This window comes from Erythrobacter sp. 'gip.4 top 5', from assembly GCF_056495765.1.
The window spans coordinates 124,956-150,098 of record NZ_CP200271.1 but is presented as its reverse complement, the minus strand read 5'-3'; the positions used below and the strand labels follow the sequence as shown (position 1 = coordinate 150,098).

The following is a 25,143-nucleotide window of genomic DNA, read 5'->3' as shown; positions in this document are numbered from 1 at the left end:
TTGGAATGGGGAATTGCAATGAGTGCACTCTCGATGAAGCAGGGTCTGTCGCCGCACACGATCCTACTGGCTCTGGCGGTCTTCGCCGTGACCACGCTGCTGATGTCCGGCACCGCCTATGCCGGTGCGGACGCTACCTTCAACACTGCGCTGACCACCTTCACGAACTTCCTGGAAGGTTCGGGCGGTCGGATCATCACGGTCATGGCTCTCGCCGGCGGTCTCGTTGCGCTCGGTTCGGGCCGCTTCAGCCTCGGTCAAGTCGCCGTTCCCGTCGCTGTTGGCGTGGGCGCCGGCACCGGCGTGCCGATCGTCACCTCGACTGTGACCGCGACGATCTGAGGCTGCGGTCAACCAAGGGGAGGGCGGTTAGTCATGGATCGGTACAGCATTCCTTCGCATCTCGACGACCCGGAGCTGATTGGCTTCTGGACGCTGGATGAGTTCCTCGCGATGGTGATTCCATTCATCTGGGGCATTCTCACGCAGCACGTCGTGATCGGATTGGTGCTGGCGGTGCTTGGATGGTGGGGGTTTCGCAAACTCAAAGCCGGGCGGGCCACATCGTGGGTGTTCCACATGGCCTACTGGTACCTGCCGTCGAGCTTCACCGGTCTGAAGGCGACGCCGCCCTCCCATCTTCGCATGATGGTGGGCTGACATGGATCATTCTTACGGACTGGCGCAATCTCAGCGGGTGCTCAAGCAGCGCAACATGCTGGGTATCACCGCGCTTACGCTTGCGGCCTTGCTGGTTCTTCTTCTGATCTTCGGGTTCACACGCGACCGCGAGATCGTCCTTCAACCGGTTCTGCGCAGCCCGTTGACGATATCCTCTAGCGGCGTCTCGGAGGACTATCTCGAGATGGTGACGCGCGATACCGCGCTCATCGCGCTCAATCGCAGCCCCGAGAACCTCAACTACTGGATGGAATCGATCCTCGAGATCGCCGCACCCGAGGCCCACGGGGCGCTCAAGCGTGACCTCATGAAGGTCATCAAGGAGCAGGGCAATTCGAGCATCAGCCAATACTTCACGATTGGAGCAATCCGCGTCGATCCCGACACCCTGACCTCCGAAGTGTCCGGGACGCTCCATACAGTCGTCGGTTCGAAGGCCGTCACGGCCGAGCACAAGCGCTTTCGGTTCACCTGGAAGTATTCGGGGCTCTCTCTGCAGCTGGTGGGCTTCGGCATGATCTCAAAGGTCGAAGGTCAAGAACAAGGGGAAGAGGCATGATCACGCCTTTTGCACTGGGGCTCTTTGCAAGTGGGACGGCTCTTGCTGCCCGCCCGCTTTGTCTCAGCAGCCGGACCATCGGCGCAGGCTTGCTGGTCGCAGGAACTCTGCTGATGGCCTCACCCGCTCTCGCAGACGAGACGCTTCTTGCCACCGACAATAGTGAGGTGGCCTGCACGATTTCGAAGTCCGGTCTGACGCGGGTGAGCCTCAAGGACGACCGCTTTGCCAGTGTCTCGAAGCTGACCACTGGGAACGAGACCGATGATTTTTCCGTCGTGAACGAGCCTACACGCGGCGACATCTATATCTCTGTCCCTGAGGGCTTCACCAAGGACGAGGTCTCGTTCTTCGGCACCACGGCCAAGGGCTTCGTCTACAAGTTTGCCTGCCGCCTCGAGGGTGAGCGCGCCCATCAGGTGTTCGTCGAAAACCGCGACATCCTGGGCGAGCAGCCCGCCGAGCTCGCGCGCGCGCTCTCGCCTCAGGAAACCTCGGCATCGCTCATTCAGGCGATGTACCAATCTCAGGCGATGGATGGGTTTGAGATCCGCCAACCGTCGATGAACCCGGTGATGGTTGGCCCTCTCAAGGTGCAGATGATCACCGAATATCGCGGCCTTAATCTGGTCGGCCGCGTCCTTCGGATCGAGAACACCGGGAAGGAACCTGCAGTTCTCGATGAGCAGACCATCGCGCCCGGCAATGCCGTCGCGGTCAGTGTTGCTAAGACCGAACTCGCCCGCGGCGAAGCCACCACAGCCTACATCATCACGCCATCGGGCCAGATCGCGGCCAGCACCGTGGGAGGACGTCCATGAACTTCACCAATCCCTTCAAGCGCAAACCCAAGCAACTTGATGCCGATGACACCGTCGATGTCGAGGAGTTCGGCACCAATGATGCGGTCAGGAAGAAGCAGATGATGCTCATGACGGGAGCTGGTCTTGTCGCTCTTGTGGCCGGTTCGGCCTACATTTTTGGCGGCGATGCCGGTGAAGAGGCGACCAAGGTAGCAAACGGTCAGGAGATCAAGGTCTCAACCGACGACATGGTCAACAAGAATATGGGCCAGCAGGAATGGCAGGCCATGTCTGAAGTCGAAATGCAGAGCATGCAGAACCAGCTGCGCGGCGTTCAAGGTCAGGATGAGCGGCTCGATGCGCTTCAGGCCCAGATCGCCGCTTTGCAGTCTGAGAATCAGTCGATGGCAACAGATGGTCAACGGGTTGTCAGCGCCTACCAGACTGAGAATGATCAGCTTCGCCAGCAGCTCGCGCAGCGCGCAGCAGCACCAGTGCCGCCTTTTGTCGGCATGTATGGCCCCTCTGGCCCTGCAGCCGGGCGTGGTGCTCCGCAGGGCGGGGCAGGGGCGGCGGCCGCTGCCGCGGTGGCCGGTTCACCGTATAGCGCGCGCTCGATCAAGCTCGTGGCCTTCGAAGGCGGGCCGTCAGGGACGGGAACCCGGATCAGCGGCGGTTCTACCAGCTATACGGACAGCCCGAACTATCTGCCTCCCAACTCGATTGCCAAGGCGCGCGTCATAGTCGGGGTCGATGCATCAGCGGGCGTCAATTCGCAGACCGATCCCTTGCCAGTTGTGCTGCGGATCACCGGCCCGGCACGGTCGGTCTACCGGGACGGCAAGCTGCTCACGACGAAGATCGAAGGATGCCTGGTCAACGGTGCGGCGCGCGGCGACCTTTCAAGCGAGAAGGTCTATGTGAAGCTGCAGCGCATGACGTGTCCGCAGGCCAATGGGCGGTACGCGGTCTCCGACGTGAAGGGCTTCATCAGCTTCGGCGGCAAGACGGGGGTGCGGGGGAGGGTGGTCAGCCGCGAGGGCGGGCTCGCTACGCAGGCCTTTTTCGCAGGGCTCGTGAGCGGTGTCGGCAATGCGTTTCAGGGCGCCAACCAGATCCCGCGCATCGCGCAGGAACCCGTGCTCCCATCAGCGTCTGATGTCGGAATCCAGGCCATCGGAGGCGGGGCAGCGACTGCGGGCAATACCCTGTCCCAGTATCTCATCGAACGCGCCGAGCAGTACCAGCCCGTCATCGAGATGCCGACCGGCATCGATGTCGAGATCGTCTTCCTCGAGGGCGTCTTCATCCAGAACTGATCCTCTCGCCTCGCGGCTTGCAGCCAAGGAGTTTGTACATGCTCAATACCACCAACGCCGCTATCGCATCGATGTCGCTTCTGCTGGGTGCTACTGCCGCTACCAGCTCGCCCGATGTGTCCGGAATGCTCAAGACCCGGCTTCCCAAGACCGAGGTGACGGGCGTCGATTGCACCCGGATCGCTGGGCTATGCGAGGTCACCGCTAAGGAGAACCTGTTCTATGTCGATGAGAGTGCTCGCTATCTCATCATCGGGCGGGTCTACGACATGGAAACCCGTCAGGATCTGACGGCCGCGCGTCTCCTCGAACTCAATCCCGACATGCTGGTCGGCGGAGCGGCGAAAGCCAATGCCCTCGCGAATGCCGGCGAGGGCGAAGCATCCGAAGGTGGCCGTGGGTCGCGCAGCGAGCGCGCGCTGTCGCAGCAGGTCGCCAAGAAGGTCGATCTTTCTTCGTTGTCCGACGCGGGCGCGATCGTTTGGGGGAAGGGCGGGCAGAAGGTTACCGTCTTCTCGGATTTCCAGTGCGGCTATTGCCGCGCGTTGAGCCGCGAGCTTGAGCAGATGAACGTGACGGTGATCGAGCGACCGATTTCGGTGCTTGGCAGCCGCGACATTGCAGACCGTGTGCTGTGCGCCAGCGATCAGCGCGAGGCGGTGCGCGCCGCGTATGCCCAAATGCCCGTCAAGGCAGCGACCTGCGACACTCGCGGCCTCGACGAAAACGAGGCCTTCGCGCAGCGGCATGGTTTTGCAGGAACGCCGGTGATCGTGCGCTCCGATGGCGCCGTTCTTGAGGGATACAGACCCAAAGCGGCCCTGATCGCCTGGCTGAAGGGAGCGTGACATGAAGCGCAAGTCTCTGCCCGATGTGATCTGTCTGCCGCATGGCTCCGCTGCAGACTGGCGTCCGCCCCTGACCCGGCGCCGTATCGCTGCGATTGGTGGCGTGCTGCTAGTCCTCGCTGGCTGCACGACGCTCGGTACGAACATCAACGGGAAGTTCACCTGCGGACCGAGCGACCAGGGCTCCTGCGCGCCCGCAACCGTGATCGACGATCGCGCGCTGGCCGAGATTACGGGTGATACCAGCTATCTGCCCGCAGGGCCTTATCGCGCCCCGGCTCGCGAGATGCAGCCTGGAACGGTGGCGCTTGCCGCAGGATCGACCCCACAGGTGGTGCCGGGAGAGCAAAAGGTTCTGCGCATCGTCTTCCCCGCGCATGTCGATCGGGCGGGACGTTATCACGAGGCAAGCGTGGTCAAGGCGGTGGTCGATAATGGTCAATGGATAGCAGCTAGTCCCTCCAACGCTGTCGCGATGGCGCCCAGCCTCAATCTGACGGTCAACCCCGAGATTCTCTCGCAGATGGGCGAGGAGACTGCTGAGGGTCAACCGATCACCGCTGAGACGCCCCGGCGGGTCGGGTTGAACGATCCCCGCCTTCCGTCAGCCGAGGCTGTGGCGGCCGCCCGCGCACGGGGCGCCGCCAGGGCCTCAGCGAGCGCTATCGCTGCGCGCGGTGAGACAGGTGTAGTGCCGGTCAATCGGCCACAGCTTTTCAATCCCGTGGTGGAGGACTAGCCCATGCCCACTTCGTCGTCGCAGCCTAGGAAGAGCTGGCTCGCCCGCCTGTTCGGCGATGAGCGAGCTCCCGACGAGGGCGCGCCCGGTCATGACGCTCCGATGCTGGCGCAGTGGCTCCCCTATCGCAGCTTCGATCCGAAGACCGAGATTTTCTACCAGACGGATTCGATCGCTTTTGCGCTTGAGGTCGCGCCGCTTATCGGCGCCGATGAACGCACCGGTGAAATCCTCGCGCAATTCCTGTCAGATGCGATGCCGCCTTGCTCGCGGCTGCAAATCCTTTCGTTTCAGAGCCCGCGTGTGGGTCAGACGATCGCGCGCTATGCTTTGCCGCGCTACGCGGCGGGCGGGGTCCATAAGAAGATCGCCGAGCACCGCTCGCGGATGTTGGGGCATGGGGCGTGGAATTCGCTTGCGCAGGACGGTCCGTTCCACGTGCGCCAGCACCGCTGCGTCCTTTCTGTCTCCTTCAAGCTGGGAAAGAGCAGCGTTGAGGAACTGGTCACGGTTCGCGATTCGATCACTTCGTTGCTGCAATCGATCAATGTCGATGTCAGCCGCTACTCTCCGGTCGAGCTTATCGCCCTTATTGACGATCTGACCGCTCCGGCCTTCGACGTCTCGGACCATGTCGAGGAGTATTGCGAGCTCGATCCTATCGCCGACCAGTGCGTGCGCCGTGATGTTCAGACCGTGGTGCAGCCTGATCGCATCCTCGTAACCTGCGAGCCACTGCGGGCCGTGACCACACTTGGCGGAGACACCGCGTTCGAGGAGATCCGCCCCGACACCTTCGACTACCGCTTCTTCTCGGTTCGCAATCTGCCGACGCGATGGGCTCCTTGGGATTGCCAGAAAGTCATAGGCGACATGTTCGCCGACAAACTGCGCCCGGGATGCCCGACCATGACCAGCCTGTGCATTGTCTACCAGGACGAGGAAGCGGCGAGCTCAAAGGCCGGCTACAAGTTCATGCGGACCTCGAGCCTTGCCGATACGCCCTCGGCCCGGCTTCTGCCGCAGCTCAAGGACCAGAGCCGCGAGTGGGAGCATGTGACGCAGGAGCTTCGCCTCGGCCGCAAACTCGTGCAGGTCTATTACACCGTCGGCATCATGAGCCCCAAGGGCAAGGGCGATGCCAACGAGCGCACCATCAAGTCGATCTACAAGGCGGCCGGTTGGGATCTGCTCGACGAGCGCTTCCTGCAGATCATGGCCTTCATGTCCTGCCTGCCGATGACACTCGGCAACGGGCTTGATGTTGATCTCAACCGCATGAAGCGCCTTCGCACTATGCTCACGACGACCGCTGCCAACCTCGCACCGCTTCAGGGGGAGTTCCTCGGCGGCCCGAAGCCGCACCTGATGTTTATTGGCCGGCGCGGGCAGCCTTTTTTCTGGTCACCTTTCGAGAACAGTGCGGGCAACCACAACGTGGCAGTGTTCGGCAAATCGGGCTCGGGTAAATCGGTGGCGCTCCAGGAGCTGTGCGCCGCCTTCGCAGGTATTGGCGCACGGATCATCGTGATCGATGACGGGCGTTCGTTTGAACACATGTCCAAGATGCTGGGCGGCAAGTTCGTCGAGTTTCGGCTGCGCGACGGGTTCAGCCTGAACCCATTCTCGATGATCGACGCCGATCTCATCGACAGCGATGAGGACTACCTTGTCGATGCGCTTGCCATGCTCAAATCCATCATCGGCCAGATGGCGCGGCATGTGGATCACCTGAACGATACCGAGCGCGGCCTCATCGACAATGCGGTGGGGCAAGCCTGGCATGCTAAGGGCCGCGACGGGTCGATCGACGACGTGATCGAGGTGCTGGTGGCGCATGGGAGCCTCGCTGCCGAGGATCTGGCGACTGCCATGTTCCCGTTCTCCTCCAAGGGCACCTATGGCCGCTTCTTCATGGGAGAGGCGACGGTCGACATGTCGTCCGACTTCACCGTCTTCGAGCTCTCTGACCTCTCAAGCCGCGAAGAGCTGCGTTCGGTGGTTCTGACCGCGATCATGTTCCTGTCCTCGCAGACGATGCGCAAGATCGATCGCGAGATCCCCAAGGCCCTGCTGATCGATGAAGCCTGGCAGATGCTGCGCGGCGGATCGATGGCTGACTTCGTCGAGACCTATAGCCGCACCTGCCGCAAGTATGGGGCCTCACTCATCACCGCGACGCAGAGCCTCAACGACTACTACAAGTCGGAAGGCTCGCTGGCCGCGCTCGAAAACTCGGACTGGTCGGTCATCCTCCAGCAAAAGCCCGAGACCATCGCGGATTTCCAGAAGCATGGCCGCTTCGACATGGACCCCTATACCGAGGCGCTGCTTCGGTCTTTGAAGCGCAGCGGCACCGATTATTCGGATGTGATGATCAAAGGCCCCGACACGCTGGCGGTGGGCCGCTTGGTGCTCGATCCCTATTCGGCGACGCTCTATTCATCCTCTCCGGCCGTCTTCGGGCGCATCGAGCGGCTGATGGAGCAGGGCTACACGATGGATGAGGCGATCGAGATGGTCGCGTTCCCCCATCTGGAGCGCGAGATGATGCGGGAGGCGGCAGAATGAACGCGCTTCTTCCCGGTCGATTCCAGAAGGCCTCGCGCATCGGAGGCGCGGGGATCATCCCATTGGCGGCCGATCCTGTGAGAAGACAGAATGGCGCCGACACGAAGCCGCTCCCGGTTCTGGGGATCGTTGCGGACCTGTGCTATTTCGCCCTGCGGCTTGCAGGCTGGCTTGCCTTGACGGCGCTCGCCACGCTCGGACTCTACGCCGTGTTCTTTATGGCTCTGGGGGCATTCTCTGCCGAAGGCTTCTTTGCCCATCTGGCCAATCTCTCTGTCCGCTTTGGTGATGCTGATCCCGCCCGCCGAGCGGTGTTCGTCCGCCAACTGGCGGTCGTCACAATCCTTCTCTTTCTGACTGTCAGCGTGGCCCGGTATCGCTCGCTCGCAGCTATCTTTTCCGCAGCATCATCCCAGCGAAAGGATTGATCATGTCCGAGCAACTCACCCTCATCCCGACCCCGGTGCAGGCGCACATAGCGCCATCTTCTTTCACGAAAAGCGACCACAGTGGCTCGGAAGCCGTGGATGGCCGGTCCGGCACGGTTGCGTCGGCGCCTTCCGCGCGTCGATCGAGGCGCCGCAGCAAGGGTCTCCCTCCTACTGCGTTCCTGTTTGCAGGCTTGGCCGTCGCCGCCCTCTTGTGGGGCGCCTGGGTCACAAAGAACATCGTCGATCCTGCGGTGGTCAAGGCTCCAATCGCCAGCGTCAGGCTCGAACAGATCATCGGCGAATATGTTCAGGCCCAGGCGAGGAGCAACACGCCGCCTGAGGTCGTGACGCAGCAGACCCAGGCCTTCATGGCCGCGCTCGGCGAAGAGCTGAAGGCACGCGGCGCCGATGGCACCACGGTGATGGTTGGCGAGGCTGTGCTCTCTCAGAATGTGCCTGATATCACGGCCGATGTGCGTAACGCCATCTATGCCAGAGTTCCTCCGCCTGCCGCAGCAGCATCCGCTCCGCCCCCCGCGTTTGCGCCGCCGCAGCAACTGCCCACCGGCCCGGCCGTGATGCCGGTCCCCGGACAGTAGGTCGGGGAGGGGGAGGGCCGCCGTCATGTACACTTTGCCGATGTCATCCATGCGCGGATCAGTGTTGGTGGCGGCCCTTCTGCGTGTTTTCGCTTTGTCGGGATGCTTGCAGGCTGCGTGGGCGCCTGAAGCGGCATCAACTTCTGGCTTGGGCATCGCTCGATGAACGCTCCGATTCTATCTCGCCGTCCTTCGGTGCTTGCCCGATGGGCGATGATTGGCGTCCTCGCCGCCGGCATCGTCTCGCACAATGCGATTGCCGTGTGGCAGGAAAGCCATTCCTTCATGATCAACGCGAGCCAGAGTCTGCCCAACTGGGCTTTCTTTGTCAGTGCGGGCAAGCAGCCACAGAAGGGTGACTACGTCTTTTTCGTTCCTCCGCCCGGTGAGCTTGTGAGCCGCCATTTCGGGCCGGATCAGGGCCCTTTCGGCAAGCAGGTGATCGGCATGCCGGGTGCGCTGGTCGAGCATCGCGGCGAGCTGGTCTATGTGGACGGCGTCAAGGTTGCCCGCATCAAGCCACGCACCCGCCTGGGCGAGCCGCTGCATCCGGGTCCGACCGGTGTCGTGCCGCGCGACTGTTACTATGTCGGCACCGATCACCCTGACGGGTTCGACAGCCGCTATGCCGAGATCGGCTTCGCCTGCCGCAAGGCAATTCTGGGCACAGGGACACCGATCCTGTGAGGGCTTGGCCGATCCTCGCGACGGGCTTCACCCTTCTGAGCCTGACCACGGTCGCACCGCTGGTTTCGATGGCATTTGCGCGCGATCACGGCGTCATGGGTCAGACCTGGCCGATAGCCGAGCCTGATCTCCTCACCACGATCGACGCGAAGCTGAAGACCCTCGAAGGTAATGGCAGCATCGAGCGGATGCAGCGCGAGCTGGTCGCCAAGACCGAGCACCGGGTGCGCAATCCATTGCCCGTTCCCGGCATTTCCGCGACGCAGAAGGACCGCAGCTGGCTGTTCGACCCCTCGATCGTGGTCGAGAACGACGTGCGCGATCAGAAGGGCAATGTGATTGCTGCGCGCGGCGCGCGGGTCAACCCGCTCGCCCTTATCGACATGCCTACCGATTTGGTGTTCGTCGATGGGCGCGATGCGGGCCAGCTCGACTGGGCGACCAAGAACTGGGCGAGCGCCAAAGCCAAGATCATCTTTGTCTCGGGCTCGCCTTTCGACCGCATGGGCGAATACCGGCGCCGCTTCTTCTTCGACCAGCACGGCAAGCTGACAGGGCACTTCGGGATCGCACATGTGCCTGCGGTGGTGTCGCAGAAGGGCCAGTTGCTCGAGTTGCGCGAAATCGTCCTGCCAGCGAAGGGAGCTTCATGATGCTGACCTTCCGCGATTGGCTCAAGACTCCGATGGCTGCGCCTGAGACGCGTACCCTCAAGTCCATGCGCTGTGCGATCATTGCGATCAGCTTTACTATCGTCATCTCGCTCGTCGCCATCGACCCCCTACGGGCGGCGATCGGGATCGGCGCGGGCGCGGTCGTTGCGGGGTTGATCCTTGCGCTGACCGCGCTCGTGCCCGTCTATTTGATCAGGAAAACCCGCGCCGATGACGCGCATCTTGCGGCCATGCTTGCGGAGACGGATCGATGATTGGTCGCCTGCTCTTCGTTCTTGCTGCGGTCTTCGCGCTCTGCTTTGCGCCAGTAAGCGCTTCTGCCCAGACACCGCCGTCCAAATGTACGGGCAAGTTCGTCAACCCTGTCACCGACATCTGCTGGAGCTGCATCTTTCCGATCTCGCTTGGTGGAGCAAGGCTGTGGCCTGGCCGGCCGGACACCAACAATCCCGATTTTCCGTTGTGTGCCTGCGGCACGCCGATCCCGCGTATTGGCCTGGCGGTAGGCTTTTGGGAGCCTGCCCGTATGGTCGATGTCACCACGAAGCCATGGTGCTTTCCAAATCTTGGCGGACTTAGTCTTGATCCTGGTTTTGATATCGGGCGCGGGCAGGTCACCGGGCCACAGATGGGGGGAGGGCGGACTGCGAACACCGCGAACTACCACGCGCACTATTACGTCTATCCGCTGCTCTACTGGATGGAGATTCTAACCGACTTCCTCTGTTTTGAGCAGGCCAGCTTCGACATTGCATACATCACCGAGATCGATCCCCTGTGGAACGACGATACGCTTACCACGCTCATCAACCCCGAGGTTGCCCTTTTCGCCAATCCCATCGCGGTCGCGGCCTGCGCTGGTGACTGCGCGGCGGCTACGACCAGGCTGCCGCTCGACGAGTTGTTTTGGTGTGATGGCTGCAACGGGTCGATGTTTCCGATGAACGGCAATATCTCGGCAAACAATTCTCCGGTCCAGTCATCCCGGCTCGCGGCCGAACGGCTTCTTTTCAAGATGCACCGACAGGGGCTTGCTTGGGGCACTGCGGGCTCGAGGGGCCTGTGTGGCAAGTACATCATGCCGATCCTCAAGAAGTCGCAATACCGGATTCAGATGACCAATCCCATTGCAACGGTGAGCGGAAGATATGCCTGCTCTCCCATTGGGGCCTCGACGATGCCGCCTGATGCCGGGCGCGGCTATCCGGTCGCCGGTGAGGACTTCGGCTATCTTCTGTGGCGCAAGCGCAATTGCTGCATGCTGTGAGGGAGGAGAGATGACCCGCAAATTCCTGCTGACGGTGGCCCTGATCGGCGGCTTTGCCGGGGTTGGTGCCGCGCTTGCCCAGACGGTCGATGGTCTCGACCTCGATGCCATCCGCACCCGCGCGGCGGCACAGAACGAGGATGCAGCGGTCTTGTCGGCCGAGATCCTCCGCCGTGCCGAGGAGTATCGCCCTGATGCGCAGGCGATCGAGGCCGCCGCGCGCCAGAAGGTCCAGCGCCTCGATACGAGCGACCTTCCTGAGGGCCCTGCCGGCGCCTTCGATTTCGACGAGATGATCGCTGCCGCTTCTGGCAACCTCGAAGATAATCGCGGAACAGCACCGCAGTTCATGGTTTTTGTCAGCCTCTCGATGCCCGAGGAGTCGCTTAAGCAAATCATCGATCAGACCTCTGCCGCTGGTGGGTTCGTTGTATTTCGCGGTTTTCCGAATAACTCGGCGAAACAGTTCATTGCCGGAATGAGCAAGGTCGTGTCCAAAGACGATCAGTTCGCTGCGATCGGCGTCGACCCCCGGCTCTTCCGCGCTTTCGGCGTCGAGGCTGTACCGACATACGTTGTGGTCTCGAGCGATTTCAGCCCGTGCGACGGTCTTGCTTGTACGACCAATCCGCCGCCGTTTGATAAGATGGCAGGCAACGTCACTGTTCGCTATGCCCTCGAAACCTTCGCCGACGACAATGGTCCTGGTGCATTGGTTGCGCGTACCGCCCTTGCTAATATCAGGGGGCGTCGGTGAGAGGCATCACCGCCTTTATTTTGGTCGCCTTTGCCGGAACGGCTGTCAGTATCCCAAGTTCAGGGATGGCTCAGAGTGCCGACGTCTCGCGGCCCGGCGGATTCTTTGAGCTGCCCGATTATGATTTCTTTCCGCCAATTGATGAACCGCTTCCTGTGCGGCCTGTTTTCCCAAACGACCCGATCGTGCGGGAGCCCACACCGCTGCCACCCGCCCCTGTGCCTTTGCCAGCCCCACCGCCAGCCCCAACGCCTACACCAGTCCCGGCACCTTCACCGCCCCCGCAGGCACCAGGGCCAGCACCGATACCCACAACCACACCCGCGCCTGTGTCTCCTCCGGCAGCCACACCGCCGTCTCTGGGTGGAGGAACAGTTCCGGTTGCGCCGGCTGTGCCGGGCGAACCGCCCGTCTTCCCCAGAGGCGATGTAAATGCTGCGAGGCTGGATGGTAATTCGTTCGCACGTGGTTCGCGCAGCTCTCATCGTCAGATCACGAAGAGCACGGATTTGTTCGATACCATACCAGGCTATACGGGGCAGAGGCTCCCCGAGGAAGCGCTCGGTGACGACCCGGACCGCCTTACCTCGCAGGGTGTAGCTGGCGCGCTCAGCAATGACGCGTGGCGGCTTGTCACCAATCCCGACCGCACCGTGGTTACCTTGGACCGCGATGGTTTGTTGCGCGCTCAGGCTGTCGAGCAAGACCCAGATGCTTATCTGGATGGGTCCAGTCTTGGGGCGTCGAGCGGGCAATGTCATCCTTTGCCCCCAAGCGGAGCGGGAACCGAGTATTACGAGGCGACCTGCGAGCAGGGCGCACAGCCAATCGAAGAAGCCCGCACTTGCCGCGTTCCGCTGGTCATTCAGGCGGAAGGGTCGCAATATTGGGAGTACCAGTGCTTCAGCGATAAGCCGCAGCCCGGTCATGCCGGTGTGTGCTGGAGCATTCAGACCGCACTGCAGGGCGGGGGTTGCTCGCTGATTGACCGTCAAATGGCGGGTTTTTCTTGTCTGCAATGGGTTTATCCCCCTCAGGGTGGCCGGCCGTGGTGCTCAGAGCCGGGCGAACCCCTGTATCGCGAGGTCTGGTCCTGTCCCGTCCAGCTTCCCGGCGTGCGCGGCGGGTTCTTGCGCAACACCACCAGGATCGTCAGCGAGGCTCGGGATGAGGCTATGTGTCAGGCAGCAACCGAAGGTCTGACCTGCACCCAGTCGGGAGAGGTCTGCACCGGCCAGCCAGAGACCCGCATCATCAATGGCTTGTCCGTCACCCGGCCCTGCTGGGAGTGGGAGCGGACCTATCAGTGCTCGGGCACCACGCAGGCGACGGATTGTGGTGACATCGAGGGCAACACCCAATGCACCTTCTTGCGCGAGGAGTGCCTCGACGATCCGCAGGAGGGAGCGTGTCAGGTCGCCACTCGGGTTTATCGCTGTCCGCTCCCAGGCGGCGGAATCACCGATCCGGCACAGTTCATTTGCGGCGATGATGTCTACTGCATCGATGGCGAGTGCGAACCGATCGAGCGTGAGGCTTCAACGGAGTTCCAGGATGCTTTGGTGGGTCTTCACACCCTGGGTCAAGCGAATGCCGAGTTCAGCGAGGCTGACCTGACGTTGTTTGCCGGTACGCGCGAGACTTGTTCCAAAAGGGTCTTTGGGGCGTCGAACTGCTGCTCCGGGAAGGGCGTGCCTTTGTTGACGCCTTTCCTGTGCCGCGCAGCCGAGCGTGAGCTCGACAGGAAGGATGACGATGGGCTCTGCCACCGGGTTGGGTCTTACTATTCGGATAGGGTGCTTGGCGTGTGTGTAACGCGCAGGGATGCGTATTGCTGTTTTGAGTCCAAGCTCAGCCGCATTCTTCAGCAGCAGGGTCGCGCTCAGATCAATAAGCCCTGGGATGCGCCGAGGCGGGAGACCTGCCGCGGGTTCACGCTTGACGAGTTTTCTTTGCTGGATCTCTCAGTGATGGATTTCTCGGATGTCTACGCCGACTTCGTTTCGGCTGCGAAACTCCCTGATGAGTTGGACACGTCCCGGCAAATCCAGCAACGCATACAGGAGTATTTGCAGCAAAATGGACGCCCATAATGGAAACCGTAACCCCGCTCACCAGCGGACGCGCACTTCCCGACCTCAGCGTCGTCGAGTTTGCGATTATGATCGCTTTGATGCGCCTTGGCCCCCAGCAGGCGCCGTCATTGTTGCCGACGCTATCGGATTGGTTCGGCTTTGCAATTTCGTTGAGAGACATTCGTCCTTCTGTTCGCCGCCTCGAGCACCAGGGATACCTGGCCATGTTGGAGGACGGGACCCTGCGACCTCGTCGCGCGTCAGCCGAGCCTGTCTCGATGTCGTTTACCGCTCTCATCCGAATCGTTGGAAGCGAGTTTGGCCGGGCCCTCAAAAAAGTCGATCCGCCGATTCTGGCGCATCTCGCGAGAAAAACGGTGGAGGACGAGGCGGTCCAAGCCGAGGAGGCGCAGCGCAAGCGTCAAGGCAAACCGAACCTCACCGATGCCCAGCGCGAGGACATTCGCGACCTTGTTCGCAAGGAAGCGCGGGAGGCGGGTTTGCAGTCCGGCAAGGCGAAAGCCGAGGGTCGGAATGCCAAGCAGGTAAAGCGGAAATTGAAGGGAAAGGGGCACGAGGCCTCGGACGATTGCAGCAAGGAATAGGGCTATAACACGGATATTGGGCGGTGTGCTGAGCGCGGCGATCCTGAGTGGCGCGATCGCGCCTTCGTTCGGGTTGGCGCAGGTAAGCGTCGAGGGCGACGATGGTTTGATGCGGGTCCAGCAAGGCGATGATTTCTATTGTCGCGAGCGCAAGCTTGGACAGTGGTTCTACTGCGAGAAGCCCAAGCCCGATCCGGACAGTCCCTCGCAGAACCAGCCCAATGTGCCTGCCGCTGTGCGGCTTAAGGCGATCAGCGAGAAGCTTGATGAGTTGAAGGCGAGGGCGATCCTCGAGCCCACGACTCAGAATGTGCAGGCTTATATTTCATACCAGCGTGAGCAGCTCGATCGTGCCTCCGACTTCGCCGATGTGTGGCGTCGCGCCATCTGGCAAAATCCCGAGCTCGGTTACACGCTGCAGCGCCCGATCAACTCGCTGGGGAAGAAGACTTGGACGACGCAGCGGACCGCGCAGCGCGATGCGGCGCTTGCAGCGATAAGCCAGCGGTACGGCGTGTTCTATTTTTATTCGTCGGGCTGCGCTGCCTGTGAGGTGTTCTCCCCGATCATCAGGGGCGTCTCCGATCGCTTCGGGATGACCGTTATGGCCGTCTCGATCGATGGCGGCCCCAACGCAGCCTTCCCCAATTATCTGATCGATACAGGCCAGTTCCAGGCGATGGGCATGGCGGGAAAGCAGGTGCCCGCGCTGGTTCTCTTCGACACTGTGACCAAGCAGCCGATGCCGATCGGCTACGGCGTCATGGCGGCTGATGATGTCATGGATCGAATTTTCACCCTCACCAATACCGAGCCTGGGAGTGATTTCTGATGAGCCGTTCTCAAAAATCCTTCTGGCGCCGCGGCTTTCGCCTCACTGGTTGCTCGCTCACGTGCCTTGCTGCCATCAGCCTTGCTGCAACGCCCGCGATGGCCAGCGTTGAGGGCGAGATGAATTCCTATTTCAACTCATCGGGTGCGGCTGCCAATGTCACCGGCCCATCTGCCTTCGACGGGCAGGCAGCCGGCTATTATTCGGGTGGCAGTTTGTGGACCCGCTTCCCGACCAAGCAGATCAATCCGGTCAACCTTCAGCTGCCCCGTGCGAGCGGCGGCTGTGGCGGGATCGATCTGTTCGGGGGCTCCTTCAGCTTCATCAATACCGACGAGATCGTCGCGACCCTGAAGGCGACGGCCAACAATGCGATCGGCTTCGCGTTCCAACTCGCGATCGACTCGATCTCGGCCCAGATCGGCGGGGTGATGAAGGACATGAGCCACAAGATTCAGCAGATGAATGAGTTCAACATGAACTCCTGCCAGCTCGCACAGGAGGCAGTGGGCGAGATCTGGCCCAAGATGGATGGTGCAAGTCGCACTATTTGTCAGAACATTGGACGCAGTTCCGGTTTGTTCTCGGATGAGGCCAGGGCCCGGCACGAATGCGAGACGCAAGGCGCCCGTAATCAGACCATCGATGGCAGCACCGACTCTCAGGCCGAGATTGGTAAGAGCAAGAACTATACCTGGAACGCGCTCATGGCCAACGCGTCCACAAGGCCTGGCACCGACTACGCCGAGTGGCTCATGACGATGGTTGGTACAATCATCTACATCAAACCGCAGAGCGAGAGCGTGCCCGGAACCTTCCGCTTCATCGCGCCTGCGAGCTGGGACACCTACACCGCTCTTCTCGACGGCACTGCAGTCGCGTCCGCGCAGATCTATCGGTGCGGTAGTGGCGGCGACGACCCATATGGATGCCTCGATCCGACACCGCGGCCTTTGGGCATCGGCCAGAATGTGGCCTACAAGGTGCGGGTGAGGGATATGATGCGGAGCATTGCGGGGAAGATCCGCAGCAACGGAGTGCTCACGACCGACGAGGTCAACCTTCTCGGCCTGTCCTCGATCCCGATCTACAAGATCATGGTGGTCAACGAGGCCTCACAGTTCGGTCTGAGCGACGGTGAACTCGATTCACTGGCGGAGATCGTCGCAGTGGAAGTGCTCCTTGGGCACATCGATCGGATGCTCGAAGACGTGACCCGCGCGCAAGTGGGGATGCAAACGCCCGAGCAGGAGAACTTCAGCGAGTGGCGCAAACAGGTTCAGGATGTGCGTAAGCGGCTTGGCGAGAAGCGTGCTGAGATGTCGGGCCGGCTCGGCGACACCTATCAAATCATCCAGCGAAATCAGATGCTCGAGGCGACGCTGAAGAACACCATGAGCCCGCAGATCTCGGCGTCGCTTCGTTTCGGCCGAGGGCTCTCGGCGCAAGGAATTAGATAGGCCCGCAGCGTTGGGAAGAAGGGAAGGGCAGGGCGATGCTTGAGGTCTTTACGGTCGGCGGCGGCGAGTACATCGTCAACGTTCTCAACGCGGCGGCCGCGTGGTCGGGCGGGGGTGGCTTTCGCTCCATGATTCAGGTCGTTTTCGTGATGGGCCTGATCTACTCGCTCCTGGTGCTTGCCTTCAACTTCGACTGGCGGGCCTGGCTCAACTGGTTTTTGCAAGCGACTGCAATTTACATGATCCTGCTGGTCCCCACGGTCACCATCAGGGTCACTGACCGCATTGACCCGAGCCTTGCGCCAGCGGTGGTGTCGAATGTCCCCTTGGGGTTAGGGGTTATGGCATCTTTCACGAGCCAGTTCGGCGACTGGATGACCCGGACGGCTGAAACCGTGTTTGTCATGCCTGACGCGCTCAGGATGACCAACAATGGCATCATCTATGGTGCGCGGCTGCTTGAGAAAGCCCAGACATTCCAGATCACCGATCCCGTCTTCCGCGCCAATCTCGACGAGCATTTCAAGCAATGCGTGTTCTATGACGTGTTGCTCGGCTTCATGCCGATGGAGACGCTCACGACCAGCAACAACCTGTGGCGCGACATCGGCCCGGGCAGTCAGGCGCGTGCGCAGAGGTTCCTGACGCGCAGCGGTAGTCAGGTGACTTCGGCGATTATTCGGTGCGACGCAGCCTATGCAGCGCTTGACGCACAATGGACCGCCGAAATCGATTCCGATCTCCCGTTGTTTGCGAGGGGTGCTTATCCCGATCTGCTCGACACCATTGCCGCGCAGCGTCTGAGAACGGACCTCGGGATTGTCGCTGGGACCATGCACGGGACATCGACCGATCCCTATGCCTATCTGCAGCAGGTATCGGTCATGGATGCCTTCATGGCTGCGCGCGAGAGCTTCTCGGATGCTGGCTGGGACGCCTATGCTTCGCAGCGAGCCGACGCACAGGCACGCAACACCTATACCTCGATCGCGCAGCAGGCGATGACTTGGGTGCCGCTCCTCGGCATCGTCCTCCACGTCGTCTTCTATGCGATGTTCCCGGTGATCTTCCCGCTCTTTCTCTTCCCGCGCACCGGCATCACCACGCTTCGCGGCTACGGTATGGGGTTCTTTTATCTTGCGAGCTGGGGACCGCTTTATGTGGTCCTCCACATGTTTGTGATGAACCGGGCCGCCAGCGCCTATGCCGCTGTCGCGCCTACTGGCCCGACCTTGTTGGTCAGCAATGGCATCACGAACGTGAACAATGATATCGCCACCATTGCCGGCTTCATGATGATGAGCGTGCCTTTCATTGCAGCGGGCATGGCGCGCGGAGCGATGGCGATCGCCGGCCAGGCTACATCTTTGCTCGGCCCCGCACAGGCTGCGGGCCAGGCCGCTGCTGCTGAGCGCACGCTGGGTAATTATGCCCTTGGCAACACCTCGTTCCAGAACCTCTCGGCGAACAATAGTAGCCTCAACAAGCACGATGATACGTTCAGGAATGCCTCCGGGTTCGGGACGAGCTCGTTCACGCATTCCGATGGCGGGATCGAAAGCGGCTTTGCCAACGGTGCCAATGCCTTCGACACGCGTCAGGCCATATCTTCGTTGGCGTACAAGCCGGTGCGTACCGATGGTTTCGCATCAGACTACAGGGAGGCGCTTTCCCAAGGGTTTAACCGGGCAGAGGGCCTCCGTCAGGCGGCGTCTGAGTCTCGTAGCGCTACGGTATCGAAAGGCACAGAACTGCTCGAAAGCGCTACCCGCACTGCGTCGTCGTCCAAGGAGAATGGGTCGGCGTTCAATTCGAGCGTGTCGAAATTCAACGACCAAGTTCGGTCGCTTTCGGAAGGCTTGCAGAACCAATTCCGACTGAGCGAGAGTGAGTCTCAGAACATTTCACGGTCCTTTCTCTTGGCCGGGGAGGCGAGCGGCACCAGTGGTGTTAATGGCAAACTCGGTGTCGGGAGTACCGAAGGTATTGTTGCTGCGATTGGAGCGGACGCCGCTGCTAATCTTGCCCTTCGTGTTACGGCGCAGCATCGGCATGATACTGGGGAAACATTGACGGCCGATCAGGCGCTCTCACGGGTAGCTGATTACGCCTACAAGGAATCGAATTCGACGCAGGCAAGGCAGGCGCGAGAAGACTTTACGCGTGCCACCAGCTCGAGCTCCGACACTGAGCTTAAGTCTCTGTCGGATCGCTATTCCGCTAGCCTGTCCGACACGCGGAGCTATTCGAATGAGGCATCCCGGACGCAGGAAGCCTACGAACGGCACAATCAGGACTTCAGCGAAGCTGCATCGCGCGGTTATTCGCTCAGTCAGGATGAGACACAGGAGTTCGTGACCTATGCGCAGCAGGCGCTGCGCGCTCCGGAGAACAGCCTGCTTGCATCGACTGGTTGGCAGCCTCGGCTAGTTGCGACGACCCCGGAGCAGGAGCAGGTGAAGCAGATCCTGCTGAAGCAGTTCATGGATGATAAGGTCGATCAGGTGCGTCAAGATCTTGGCGTGTCGTTCCCAGAGCTCGGAACTTTGTCTGGCGAGCGGCCCGCGATCACATCGGCCGAAGGTGTGCAGTCTTTTGGTGAGGCCAACATTGGCGCGATTTCGGCGCGCGGGCCCAATGTCAGCGTACGGGCTAATTCGGGGGACGCCTCCGTCAGAGAGGAAGCCGCAGAGAGGATTGCTGATGGTTCGTTCCGTCTGACCTCGGAGGGCTTAGCCTTGGGCAACAAGGTTTCCGGCGCCGAGGGCGTGGCCAGCGCTCTCGGAGACCGCGTCGATGAACGCAATCATGAGTCGATCGGCAGTTCGTTGGTATCTCCGGTGATCAAGGGCGCAGAGAACTATCTCGAGGATGCGAAGGGATGGATCTCGGATAAAGCCGACCGGGCAGGAGATCTGCTCGGCTTCGGCGGGGGAGGGGCAGCTGGGGGCGGTCCCGTCAACTCTGTGCTGCCTCGTTCGGGGGAAGGGTTCCGAACCTACTCTGCACCGGGCAGACAGTATGGGACCGAGTCCGTTGTGAACGAATTGCGTGCGTCATCGGCAGAGTGGGCAAGACGCGGGGGCTCTCCGGTGAATATCGGTGATGTCAGCAAGCCTGGTGGCGGCGATATCGGTGGCCATGAAACTCATGAGCAAGGTAGGCAGGTCGACATTCGCCCCTTTCGCCGCGATGGTGGGAATGCTCCCGTGACGTGGCAGAGCCGCGCCTATGACCGAGAGCAAACCCGCAATTACATCGAGTTCATGAAGGACCGTAATCCTGGCACAACAGTGCTGTTCAATGATCCAGTGCTTGTGAAGGAAGGGCTAACTCAAAAATACGAGGGTCATGACAATCACTTGCATCTCTCATTCCCGAATAGGAAGTGAGCGCGATTTTTCGTGCGCTGCTGGGATGGAGTTGGGCCCTAAATAAAGAGTGCCAATATGATGGCTCCCCACATGCCAAGGATGAATGTCGCTGCGATGCGTACGACAGGAATTTTGCCCGTGTACGGTGCCCGAGCCGGGTCGATAAGAGGCTCGCTCTTTCGAATATCATACCATCGGTATACGTCGCCGAGCGGTGTCCCGGGAGTGTATGGATTGTCCCAGTTGCCGGTCGGGCCGTGCGGAATCTGATGGTCGTCAATTGACATAAACCGAGCCTTTCTCAAGCATTGTACCACGATGCCGAGGCTTATCCAAATGTTCCGATTCTGTTCCCGCGAGTGGAGCTATCTCGTCACTGAGGAATAGACCCGTGCAGCGGCGGCAACTGAAACCCGTGCTCTTCGCGCGCATGCTTTACGCCGGGCAGGGCGGCAATCTTGGGAAGAAGTCGCATCGGCCCGCGCCCACCAAGCACGCCGGTTCTTTTCATCACCCGCTCGACATCGATGCCCAGTGCCTCGAGCTTGAGCGCAATGCTGCCGATCGCTTCACGGTCGTGAACCGTCACGATAAAGCTGGTCAGCTCGTTCGCCTTGTATGCGCGCTGTGTGGCTGGGTTACCCATAGCATAGAAGATAATGCATCAAGGGGCCTTAGAGCCCGATTCAAAAGTTTGTCATGCGTAGCAGTATCTTGCGGTTCTGCGTGTGAGCATACGGATGCTGGCGATGTGCGCCCAAGCGGTTGACGAGGCGATGGATGTTTCCCAGTCTTTGGCCAATCGGCGACATCTGCCTAGCCAGGCGAAGGTGCGTTCGACGACCCAGCGGCGGGGCAACAGGACGAAGCCTTTGGCGGTGTCGGACCGCTTGATGATTTCCAGCGTCCAGTCTCCATGCCCCCTGAGGGCGTCCCGAAGCTTGTCGCCAGCATAGCCGCCATCGGCGAACACGTGGCGCAGCCAAGGGAAGCGATATCTGATCGCCTTGAGCACATCGACGGCGCCATCGCGGTCCTGAATATCGGCGGCGTGGACGAGAATGAAGATCAGATAGCCGCAGGTGTCGGTGACGATATGGCGCTTTCGGCCCTTGACCTTCTTGCCTGCGTCATAGCCGCAAACCCCGCCGCTTTCCGTGGTTTTGACGCTCTGGCTGTCGATCACGCCAGCGCTCGGCGAGGCTTCGCGTCCCTCGACCTCGCGCAGGTTCATCACCAGCACCGTGTTGATGCTGGCGAACAATCCGTTGTCACGCCATGCGTAAAAATAGCGCTGCACGGTCGACACCGGCGGGAAACATTTGGGCAGCATCCGCCAAGCACAACCACCCGAGCCGATGTACAGCAGCGCGTTCAACACCTCGCGCATGTCGGTGCTGCGTCGTCGGCCCCCGGTTTTGGCGGGCGGAATGAACGGCGCCGTCAGCGCCCATTCTCGCTCCGTCAAATCGCTTGGATACCGCAACCCATCCCGGCTATGTTCGCAACGGGCAATACCAGTCCATGTCATGTGCCACTCCATCTGCTCGCACAGACGGCTGAATCACATATGGCGGGTATTGCTCAACAACTTTCGGATCGGGCTCTTAACCAAGCCCTCACCGATATAGAGGCCGCTTTGGCCTGCGAGCGGTTCACCGCTCACTTGCCGGGGTCCCATGCTTGATTGACGGTTGAGTGCTACATTTTCAAGGCGTTGCGAACGGCGCTGCTCGAGAAATCGCGGCCCCATTCCGCCGCCGCGAACTTTGCCGTTATGTCCATCATGTGCGGGTAGCGACCGAAGGAATGACGCCTAAAACGGAGGGTTCTGAGACGTGAGATGAACTGGCTGATCGGCATGGCCGCAGCCGTCGGCATCTCGTCGAGCCTGTCAGCTGCCTCACCGCCCCAGCTGACTTTGACCGCGAGCTGATTGCTGATCGCACGCCAAACGACGCAGCTCAGAGTGCGGACTTAAGTGTAGTCACGTCCCGTACCTGAGCGGCCATCAAGTTTTTTCGCCCAGGTACCGATTTGTGTCAGACGTGCCGTTAAGTTGTAGGCCTAACCTCAACATGGTGTGATATGAGAGAAACTGACGAAAGCGGCCCAACCGGAATCTGCGAAGAGATCCTTCGCGGCTGCAAGCGCTACAACTCCGAGCATAACGTCTGTCTAAGCGAGAACCTCGTGATCGATCGCCTGCTCGGCCGGCGCATCGAATTGATTGAGGCGTACGCCGAACTTCACCTCAAGCTCGGCAATCGGCGTCATGCGTTGGAGGTCTTCTTCGATGCCCTGCTGAGCACTGCTGCGATCTGGAGCCCTCAAAGGATCGTTGAAGCGCGCCGCGGCCAGCAACGTCTTCGCACTGTCAACGAACTAATCGCTAGCAAGGTGTCAATCGGCGTCCAAAAAGGACCCCCTATCGGCGTGCAAAAGGGACCCCCTTCGTCGGGATGCTTGACGGTAATGGCGGGCGTGCCGTTTGCGCTGGTTGTGGCGTAGGGCGGGCGTAGCCCGACCGGAGGCACAACCAGCGCGAAGCGTTTTCTGCCGGGTGGTCAGCAGGGTCAGTTTCGATGTTTGAAACGCCAGCTTTCGTTACCGGTTTCGACGATGTCGCAGTGGTGGGTGATGCGGTCGAGCAGCGCAGTGGTCATCTTGGGGTCGCCAAAGACGGTCGGCCATTCACCAAAGGCAAGGTTCGTCGTGACGATGACCGAGGTGCGCTCGTAGAGCTTGCTGACCAGATGGAAGAGCAGCTGGCCGCCCGAGCGGGCGAACGGCAGATAACCAAGCTCATCGAGCACTACGACCTCAAGGCGCGACAGCTGAGCTGCAAGCGCACCGGCCTTGCCCAAGCGTGTTTCCTCCTCGAGCCGGTTCACCAGGTCGACCGTGTTGAAGTAGCGGCCGCGGGCGCCATTTCGCACGACGTTGGCGGTAATGGCGCTGGCGAGGTGCGTCTTGCCGGTGCCCGTACCACCGACGAGCACGATGTTGCGCTGGCCGGCCAGGAAGGAGCCGCTGTGCAGCGAGCGCACCAGGCCCTCGTTAATGGGCGTGCCGTCAAATACGAAGGCGTCGAGGTCCTTCACCGCCGGCAGCTTGGCGGCTGACATCCGGTAGCGGACCGACGCCGCATGGCGATGGGTCGTCTCCGCGCGCAATAGATCGGTCAGGATCTCCATCATCGTACGTTTGCGCTGCAGGCCGGTGGTGACCGCCTCGTCGAAGGCGCCAACCATGCCCTTGAGGCCGAGATCCGTCATGACCGCCATCATTTCATGCCGCTGCATGGAGGCCTCGCAGGCTGTCGTAGCGGCCGCAGTCGGCACGAGGCGGATAGCGCAGCGCCAGATCCTCGGGTGTGACGATGGCCAAAGGTCGTGGCGGCTCACGCCGACGGGCGAGAATGTTGAGAATGACGTCGTCGCTGATGATACCCGCCAGCAATGCTTCACGGACGGCCGACTCGACAAGATCGAGCCCGTCGTCGAGCACCGCTGAAAGCACGCGCACGAACCGCCGGTCGGCATCATCGCCAGCGCCGAGCTTGCGTCGCAGTCGTGACAGCGCAGGCGGCAGCTCCCAGTCCTGGAACGGCGCGCCGTTGCGCAATGCGCCGGGCTTGGTCACCAGCACCGGCAGATAGTGCCATGGGTCGTAGATGGTGCGGTCACGACCGAAGAACCGAGGATGGTCGGCGAGCAGTTCGCCGTCGCAGCGCACAACAACGCGGTCGGCATAAGCACGGACCTGGACTGTGCGCCGCACCGCTTTGGCCGAGACGGAATAGCGGTTGCGGTCAAAGCTTATCAGGCAAGTGCCGCTGACCGCATGCTCGCTTTCGTAAAAACCGTCGAAGGGCGCGACGACTGGTTGGAGCACGCCGCGCTCGGCAGCCCATGCCTGGGCAACCGTCAGCTCTTTTTGCTCGGGGTGCTGGTGCAGGTCGGCCCAGCGGCGACATTCCGCCTCCAGCCAGCCATTCAGCTCCTCGAGACTGGTAAAGCGCAGGCGCGGTTGAAAGAACCGACCGCGGGCCGTCTGAACCTGGTTTTCAACCTGGCCTTTCTCCCAGCCGGCTGCCGGCGAGCACGCCGTAGGCTCGACCATATAATGGTTCGCCATGACCAGGAAACGTCGGTTGAAGACCCGTTCCTTGCCTGTGAACACGCTTGTCACCGCGGTCTTCATGTTGTCGTAGATGCCGCGCGTCGGCACGCCCCCGAAAAAGGCGAACGCCCGCGCATGGGCATCGAACAACATCTCCTGTGTCTCGCGCGGATAGGCCCGCACGTACATCACCCGCGATGCGCACAGCCGCACATGCGCGACCTTCACGCGCATTGGCTTACCCGCGATCTCGACGTCTTCGTGGCTCCAGTCGAACTGATAGGCCTCGCCCGGACGGAACAGCAGCGGGATGAACGCTGGCGCGTCCATTACGTCGCGACGCCGGGCCTGACGCCAGCGGGCGGCATAGCGGCGCACCGCGTCGTACGAGCCGTCGAACCCCTCACGCAGCAGCAGATCATGAACACGCGTAATGCGCAGCTTCTCGCGCCGCGGTCGTGCCTCATCCTCTTCCAACAGCGCATCGAGCCGTATCTGAAACGGCCCCAGCTTCGGCAATGGCTGCACACCGCGCCGGTACGACATGTCTGCCTCCGGCGCCCGGATCGCCTTGCGCACCACCCCGCGTGACAAATGCAGGTCTCGCGCTATCGCCTTGATAGCTTTTCCCGACGCGTGCTCGCGCCGGATCTTCAACACCGTCTCCAATATCAACATCCCGATCTCGCCGCCTGACACCTGCCAAGCAGTCAGCCTAGGCCATCGGGATGAGGGGT

Annotated in this window: 25 protein-coding genes; 20 read left to right on the top strand and 5 right to left on the bottom strand. The window is 61.2% G+C overall.

The window, feature by feature from the left end:
- Positions 1-18 precede the first annotated feature (18 nt).
- From ACRANW_RS15860 to ACRANW_RS15765, 20 genes are all read left to right on the top strand, one after another.
- Positions 19-342 carry a TrbC/VirB2 family protein gene (locus tag ACRANW_RS15860; protein ID WP_479434072.1) on the top strand — a complete coding sequence of 108 codons (324 nt, stop codon included), beginning with the start codon at positions 19-21 and terminating at the stop codon, positions 340-342.
- A 33-nt stretch (positions 343-375) separates the two neighbouring features.
- Complete coding sequence (gene traL, locus ACRANW_RS15855) at positions 376-660, top strand: type IV conjugative transfer system protein TraL (RefSeq protein ID WP_479434071.1); 285 nt, start codon at positions 376-378, stop codon at positions 658-660.
- 1 nt (position 661) lies between these two features.
- Positions 662-1,240, top strand: coding sequence for a type IV conjugative transfer system protein TraE (locus ACRANW_RS15850; RefSeq protein ID WP_479434070.1), 579 nt, complete (start codon positions 662-664; stop codon positions 1,238-1,240).
- Entirely contained in the window at positions 1,237-2,061 is an 825-nt protein-coding gene (locus tag ACRANW_RS15845; protein WP_479434069.1) for a type-F conjugative transfer system secretin TraK, read from the top strand. Before ACRANW_RS15850 ends, ACRANW_RS15845 begins: the two co-directional genes overlap by 4 nt.
- Complete coding sequence (locus tag ACRANW_RS15840; protein WP_479434068.1) at positions 2,058-3,362, top strand: TraB/TrbI/VirB10 family type IV secretion system protein; 1,305 nt, start codon at positions 2,058-2,060, stop codon at positions 3,360-3,362. Before ACRANW_RS15845 ends, ACRANW_RS15840 begins: the two co-directional genes overlap by 4 nt.
- A gap of 38 nt (positions 3,363-3,400) precedes the next feature.
- Positions 3,401-4,210, top strand: coding sequence for a DsbC family protein (locus tag ACRANW_RS15835; protein WP_479434067.1), 810 nt, complete (start codon positions 3,401-3,403; stop codon positions 4,208-4,210).
- A gap of 1 nt (position 4,211) precedes the next feature.
- Complete coding sequence (locus ACRANW_RS15830) at positions 4,212-4,949, top strand: conjugal transfer protein (RefSeq protein WP_479434066.1); 738 nt, start codon at positions 4,212-4,214, stop codon at positions 4,947-4,949.
- A gap of 3 nt (positions 4,950-4,952) precedes the next feature.
- The gene (gene traC, locus ACRANW_RS15825; RefSeq protein WP_479434065.1) at positions 4,953-7,520 is read left to right on the top strand and encodes a type IV secretion system protein TraC; all 2,568 of its coding nucleotides are present in this window, start codon (positions 4,953-4,955) and stop codon (positions 7,518-7,520) included.
- A complete protein-coding gene (locus ACRANW_RS15820; protein WP_479434064.1) occupies positions 7,517-7,948 on the top strand; it encodes a hypothetical protein in 432 nt (143 codons plus the stop codon). Before traC ends, ACRANW_RS15820 begins: the two co-directional genes overlap by 4 nt.
- A gap of 2 nt (positions 7,949-7,950) precedes the next feature.
- A complete protein-coding gene (locus ACRANW_RS15815) occupies positions 7,951-8,550 on the top strand; it encodes a TrbI F-type domain-containing protein (protein WP_479434063.1) in 600 nt (199 codons plus the stop codon).
- A 213-nt stretch (positions 8,551-8,763) separates the two neighbouring features.
- The gene (locus ACRANW_RS15810) at positions 8,764-9,237 is read left to right on the top strand and encodes a S26 family signal peptidase (protein WP_479434062.1); all 474 of its coding nucleotides are present in this window, start codon (positions 8,764-8,766) and stop codon (positions 9,235-9,237) included.
- Positions 9,234-9,890 carry a type-F conjugative transfer system protein TraW gene (traW, locus tag ACRANW_RS15805; RefSeq protein ID WP_479434061.1) on the top strand — a complete coding sequence of 219 codons (657 nt, stop codon included), beginning with the start codon at positions 9,234-9,236 and terminating at the stop codon, positions 9,888-9,890. The genes ACRANW_RS15810 and traW overlap by 4 nt, the downstream gene beginning before the upstream one ends.
- Positions 9,887-10,165: a hypothetical protein gene (locus tag ACRANW_RS15800; RefSeq protein WP_479434060.1), complete on the top strand. Its 279-nt coding sequence runs from the start codon at positions 9,887-9,889 to the stop codon at positions 10,163-10,165. The genes traW and ACRANW_RS15800 overlap by 4 nt, the downstream gene beginning before the upstream one ends.
- A complete protein-coding gene (gene traU, locus ACRANW_RS15795) occupies positions 10,162-11,178 on the top strand; it encodes a conjugal transfer pilus assembly protein TraU (RefSeq protein ID WP_479434059.1) in 1,017 nt (338 codons plus the stop codon). The genes ACRANW_RS15800 and traU overlap by 4 nt, the downstream gene beginning before the upstream one ends.
- Positions 11,179-11,188: 10 nt before the next feature.
- Positions 11,189-11,935, top strand: coding sequence for a type-F conjugative transfer system pilin assembly protein TrbC (gene trbC / locus ACRANW_RS15790; RefSeq protein WP_479434058.1), 747 nt, complete (start codon positions 11,189-11,191; stop codon positions 11,933-11,935).
- A 509-nt stretch (positions 11,936-12,444) separates the two neighbouring features.
- Complete coding sequence (locus ACRANW_RS15785; protein ID WP_479434057.1) at positions 12,445-14,028, top strand: conjugal transfer protein TraN; 1,584 nt, start codon at positions 12,445-12,447, stop codon at positions 14,026-14,028.
- On the top strand, positions 14,028-14,615 hold the full coding sequence (locus tag ACRANW_RS15780; protein ID WP_479434056.1) for a hypothetical protein: 588 nt from the start codon (positions 14,028-14,030) through the stop codon (positions 14,613-14,615). Before ACRANW_RS15785 ends, ACRANW_RS15780 begins: the two co-directional genes overlap by 1 nt.
- A gap of 16 nt (positions 14,616-14,631) precedes the next feature.
- Positions 14,632-15,447, top strand: a complete 816-nt coding sequence (traF, locus tag ACRANW_RS15775) for a conjugal transfer protein TraF (RefSeq protein ID WP_479434055.1) — start codon at positions 14,632-14,634, stop codon at positions 15,445-15,447.
- Positions 15,447-16,907: a conjugal transfer protein TraH gene (locus ACRANW_RS15770; RefSeq protein ID WP_479434054.1), complete on the top strand. Its 1,461-nt coding sequence runs from the start codon at positions 15,447-15,449 to the stop codon at positions 16,905-16,907. Before traF ends, ACRANW_RS15770 begins: the two co-directional genes overlap by 1 nt.
- A 35-nt stretch (positions 16,908-16,942) precedes the next feature.
- Entirely contained in the window at positions 16,943-20,299 is a 3,357-nt protein-coding gene (locus tag ACRANW_RS15765; RefSeq protein WP_479434053.1) for a conjugal transfer protein TraG N-terminal domain-containing protein, read from the top strand.
- Positions 20,300-20,654: 355 nt separating this feature from the next.
- Here ACRANW_RS15765 and ACRANW_RS15760 read toward each other — a convergent pair whose 3' ends face one another.
- The 5 genes from ACRANW_RS15760 to istA form a co-directional block, all read right to left on the bottom strand.
- Positions 20,655-20,927 carry a hypothetical protein gene (locus ACRANW_RS15760; protein WP_479434052.1) on the bottom strand — a complete coding sequence of 91 codons (273 nt, stop codon included), beginning with the start codon at positions 20,925-20,927 and terminating at the stop codon, positions 20,655-20,657.
- Positions 20,928-20,978: 51 nt separating this feature from the next.
- Complete coding sequence (locus tag ACRANW_RS15755; protein ID WP_479432258.1) at positions 20,979-21,812, bottom strand: IS5 family transposase; 834 nt, start codon at positions 21,810-21,812, stop codon at positions 20,979-20,981.
- A 647-nt stretch (positions 21,813-22,459) separates the two neighbouring features.
- The gene (locus ACRANW_RS15750) at positions 22,460-22,645 is read right to left on the bottom strand and encodes a hypothetical protein (RefSeq protein ID WP_479434051.1); all 186 of its coding nucleotides are present in this window, start codon (positions 22,643-22,645) and stop codon (positions 22,460-22,462) included.
- Between the two features lie 212 nt (positions 22,646-22,857).
- The gene (gene istB / locus ACRANW_RS15745; RefSeq protein WP_479434050.1) at positions 22,858-23,586 is read right to left on the bottom strand and encodes an IS21-like element helper ATPase IstB; all 729 of its coding nucleotides are present in this window, start codon (positions 23,584-23,586) and stop codon (positions 22,858-22,860) included.
- Positions 23,573-25,084 (bottom strand): IS21 family transposase, encoded by a 1,512-nt coding sequence (istA, locus tag ACRANW_RS15740; RefSeq protein ID WP_479434049.1) that lies wholly within the window; start codon positions 25,082-25,084, stop codon positions 23,573-23,575. The genes istB and istA overlap by 14 nt, the downstream gene beginning before the upstream one ends.
- Positions 25,085-25,143: the final 59 nt, after the last annotated feature.